Here is a 982-nt window from a genome sequence, read left to right as displayed (position 1 = left end):
CCGAAAACCGAGTACTTTTGCGTTTTCGCACGGCCTCGGTCGCCTGCGGCCCTTCTCGCCTGTTCGTGTTTATCAGCAACCATCGCGCTCGTCGGCAACGCCCGGGGCAATGATCTGAAGCGCCAACCGGCGCTGCTCTGCTTCTGCTCCGGGAAATACCTCGCTCACCAGGCTGAGAAGATCGGTTGCGTTTTGTGACATGGTTTGCTCCTCTGTTCGTGTTAGCCGCCGAATCCGGCCGGGCCGGGTTCCCGTCACGCGATCAGCCTTGAGCATTCCATCGGCCAGCACCACAGCGCGAAATAATGTTCCCTGCGGAAAGCCGCAGGGTATTGCTGCATAGAACGTCGCACAAGGCGGGGCTCTGCTCCGTGCGCAACAATACACTTGGGCGCATTTAAACGAAGAAATTGATTTTCACGGGCCGTATGCATTCCGGTTGGCTATGCCCGAATCCCGTTGTTGCCTTGACTCGCGGCTGGGCCCGGCTGCAAACCGCTGTTTGCACGACCGGCATGCGCAGACCATTAGAAGGCGTCGTGGTGTCCGATACCTTCGCGTTGCCGCCGCCCGGCAGCGCGCGAACTTCTATGCCTCTAAGCGAACGGGAAGAATCACCTCGCATCACACGAGGCGTCCGTCGCGACCGGCTCAGTCCGGCCATGAAGCGTCATTCGCCCGCACTGTTGCTCGGACGTTCAGATGTCGAATCCGCCCGGGCCTGGCCGATGCGCGCGCCAGGGCCAAGCGCATCGGCCGGCACACCGCGACACCGCGTCTAGTGAACAAGGGCTTGTCTCTGATCAGGCAGGGAATGACCTTCGAGTACGCAGCCGAGCAATCGGGGGTGAGCGTTTCCACGCTACTGGGCGCTCGCAGGAAAGGCAACGCCGCCTGACAGTCGAAAAAGTCGGTCGGTGGCGCCAGCCCCGGAATGGCGCGCTCTCCAACGCGCCTAATTGCCGGGGTTCGCTATGGTGAC

Annotated in this window: 1 protein-coding gene; it reads right to left on the bottom strand. The window is 61.6% G+C overall.

The genetic code is table 11. The features are described 5' to 3' along the window. Positions 1-72 precede the first annotated feature (72 nt). Complete coding sequence (locus P0D89_RS53430; RefSeq protein ID WP_408369524.1) at positions 73-201, bottom strand: hypothetical protein; 129 nt, start codon at positions 199-201, stop codon at positions 73-75. Positions 202-982 lie beyond the last annotated feature (781 nt).

The organism is Paraburkholderia sp. RL18-085-BIA-A, assembly GCF_046027075.1.
GTDB lineage: Bacteria > Pseudomonadota > Gammaproteobacteria > Burkholderiales > Burkholderiaceae > Paraburkholderia.
Note: the sequence above shows the minus strand (reverse complement) of the source record. Positions and strands in the feature narration are given on the sequence as shown.

Bases quoted from the DNA above. Each gene is read 5' to 3' on its own strand.
- P0D89_RS53430 (WP_408369524.1), bottom strand. From the start codon at position 201: ATGTCACAAAACGCAACCGATCTTCTCAGCCTGGTGAGCGAGGTATTT.